This is a genomic window from Methylobacterium thuringiense (assembly GCF_022179645.1).
Classification (GTDB): domain Bacteria; phylum Pseudomonadota; class Alphaproteobacteria; order Rhizobiales; family Beijerinckiaceae; genus Methylobacterium; species Methylobacterium thuringiense.
On record NZ_BPRA01000045.1, the window covers coordinates 1 to 3,219 of the forward strand.

Genomic DNA, 3,219 nt, shown 5'->3' on the forward strand with positions numbered 1-3,219 from the left:
AGATGTGTATAAGAGACAGCTATTCAGGGGTTACTGGCCCTTTGAACTAATGTTTTTGTATTTTGCGTTTTGTTACTATTCAGGGGTTAGGTAGCCCTTTGATCTACTTGATTATTTATATGCTTTATTAAAACTATGATGCTTATATATATACATTATGTCAAGCCTCCCGGTTAGCGGCGCATAGTCACACACGTCACCAGTATAAGTACTGCCACAGCGGCGAGTGTTAGCCCGCCGAATCCGCCAGCTACCCGCTGCACCCATGTCATTGCCGTGCCAGACATGTCAGGAAAAACTTGGTTGTTATGGCTCGCCCCATAAGGGACGATGTGATCCTTCGGCGGCTCACACGCTGCCATGCATGTCGTTTTGGCACTGCACACAGATACCTTGAATGCCGGGGATGCTGATGCTGTAGAGAAATGCAGGGTTATCTTGCCATCTGTTTTGATGTCCACAGCTGCCTCCTGTATGGTGGCTACGTTCGAATGAGAATGGACAGCACATTTTCCGGGTTTGTCGGTTTTGAAAGTCAGAGTCGCAATCCCGCCGAAGTCCGATGAGTGCGTGCAGACCGCCACTTGGCACTCCAGGTTTGTGACGGCAGGTGCATCAATCACGCGCGTAAACGCGGAGTCCGGGATGTCCATGGAGACTGGGATGTTGCCAACGGCGCAATTTTCTGCTCTAACTGGGTTGGTCTTGATTACGCATCCAAAGGGAGCCTTGTCATTCAGCGACGTGCCTCTCTCTTTTATCCAGTACTTAAAGCCAGAAGGGGTCTGTGTGTAAGGCACGTGAACAGTACCGGACGAAGGTCTTGACAACTTGAGGGCGGTGTTGGCATACAGGTCCTTGCTCTCTACCGTCCTGCTCTGGATGTCTCCAAACCTTCCTGGTTGTCCTGACCCGTAGGGTGGGAAGTCCAGGTTGTAGACGTCGTTCTTATAGACGACAATCTTGTTGTCGAAAGGCGTCCAGGCAGTGGAGATTGGACCAAAAGTAAACCTGCTGCCTCCGACGGTCACTGTGTGCTCCCCGTTGACGAACGCCGTTGTTGTCTGATTGAGGTTCCCGTAGCTTATTCGGATGGTGGCTTTCATTGCCGCAGTATGCGCCTTGTAGGCCGCGGCATGGTCGTGCTTGCATACGTCCGATCTGTCAACGTATGCTTCACTCAGCTGGGTGTTCTCAGTGTCGCAGAAGCAGTATGCGCCGCCCCACATAAATGGGTACACTCCTGTGTAGACCTGGCATTGATAGTCGGGGCGCTCCATGGATCTGCATTCTGATGTCCCGCAGCACTTGATATAAGGTGACGGCACGACTGTCTTGTATTCACAGGTTATGTACTCTAAGTTTAGTGTGGGTTCCAAGCTGGTTCCAAGTACCTCAAGCTGTAGGGTCATCGGGGAGAAGCCGTTCCTCTCAATGTGAGCCTTATACGGGAATCCCACCACATTCGGGATCGTTGCGGTGTGTTCGTAAGATTTTACGACGGGAGTTCCCAGGCTCACCAACACTAAAAAAGATAGCGGTTTGCAGCAGCAAAGCAGGTTCTTCAGGCAGCATACAAGTATGATTATGGCAGCGAGCGGCGTTGCAAGCTCCAGCCAAAACAGGGTTTGATTCTCATCCCATAGATACGCCATAGATTCCGCAAACGACGCGGCATGCGCTCGTGGTGCGCAGCATAGTACTCCTAGTGTTACCGGGACGACGGCTCCGGGGGTCAGGGCGTATGGGGTCAGGCACTTGCGGCGTGCAGTGGCGAACATGTAACATGACGCCAGCAGCGATAGTACGACTGCGAGACACGCGGCTGAGACAGCGACGATGGTGGCTGCTGGGTATAGCCCATAGTAATAGAGTATGATCTCGTGCGGCCACCCATGGGGTTTGCCTTCAGTTGTCAGCTGGGCCCACAAGCGCACGGGTGGGTTGTTTCCCCATCTGTACTCTATCCCATCTTCGGTCACCGGTATGGTCCGTTCGACGTATCGGTCTATCCACTCCTCATACGGACGCGGATCTGCTCCTAGACTCCGGTACGTCAACAGCGTGGGATGATCTGGATGCAGTTTCACTGTCAGTTCTCTCTTTCCGTATGTGACACCTGGTGCACGTGCAAGGGGCACCCTGCATGTGGAGTTGGTCAGAGGGAAGGGTACGTGCACTTTACCTTTGCGAGACAACTGGTCGGCTCTAGGGACAAACGAGGAGGTGTACTGCCACTTATCGTGGTTAGTCACCGCAGCGTGGCACTGTGCTATTTTGCACGAATTGATAGTCTTGTCGCTACTGGTGGTGCCCACGTTGCCACTACCACACGTGCAGTTGTATCTGATGGTTTTTCCTCCTGCTGTGATCTTTACGTTACCTGACCGCTGCGACAGCAACGTTATGTCTGGGATATCCGGTGGGGTATGCATGTAGATCTCTTCCTCCGTCGGTGCGGTAGTCAGCTGGTACGTTGTGCATGGCACTTCGATACCGAAGTGGGGCCTGACGGTGAATTTTTCTCTGCCTACTGGGGCCGGAGCGTGTTTGTACTGCACTTTGCAGGCCTGTGTGTGCGATTCTGCATCTTGGAACTGGACCTTTAGTTCGCCCCCTGGAGGGCAGTAGGCCACGATGAAGTGGCCCATCGTGCCTCGAATAGCGCACACACCGGAAGTATGCACTTGTAAAGAATCCCGGTTTGCCTCTTTCATGTCATGCCCGGCGATGTACCTGATTTTGCTGTGTTCGTGTGTTCCTCCTTTGTTGATGCCAATTTGCGCTGCGACCTGGATCTTTATCATGCCATCGGAAGCCTCATCCCTAATTTTTTCTATAGCCACCGGGCTGTAACAGAACTGCCCGTCTCCGCAGTCCGCGCAATACGCTAGGTACGGTTTCGTGGCCTTGTAGACATTGAAGTGGTCCGTCACACTGCGACGGTGGCGTGCACTGTTGTTACACGTCATCGTGGCCTCGAGCAGGTCGTAGTAGCCCGGGCGGTCCACGTTGTCCTCCAACATCCTCAGTGTCTGTTCTGGTTGTTTTTCATAGCAACAGGGTGCACATGCGGGCTCTGAGCATGGGAATGTAACGTTGGCTAAGACGCACATCATCAAGGCGGCGGACCATTCTTCTGTTCCTTCTGGGGTGTACCGTGTGACCATGTCTTTGGTCCAGGTCACGACAGATAGGGCAGTCCTGGCTCCTTCGTTG

General features: G+C 53.0%; 1 protein-coding gene. It reads right to left on the bottom strand.

Annotation, left to right across the window (positions count from 1 at the left end; genetic code table 11):
* Positions 1 to 173: 173 nt before the first annotated feature.
* Positions 174 to 3,026 carry a hypothetical protein gene (locus MFF07_RS22805; RefSeq protein ID WP_238228584.1) on the bottom strand — a complete coding sequence of 951 codons (2,853 nt, stop codon included), beginning with the start codon at positions 3,024 to 3,026 and terminating at the stop codon, positions 174 to 176.
* Positions 3,027 to 3,219: the final 193 nt, after the last annotated feature.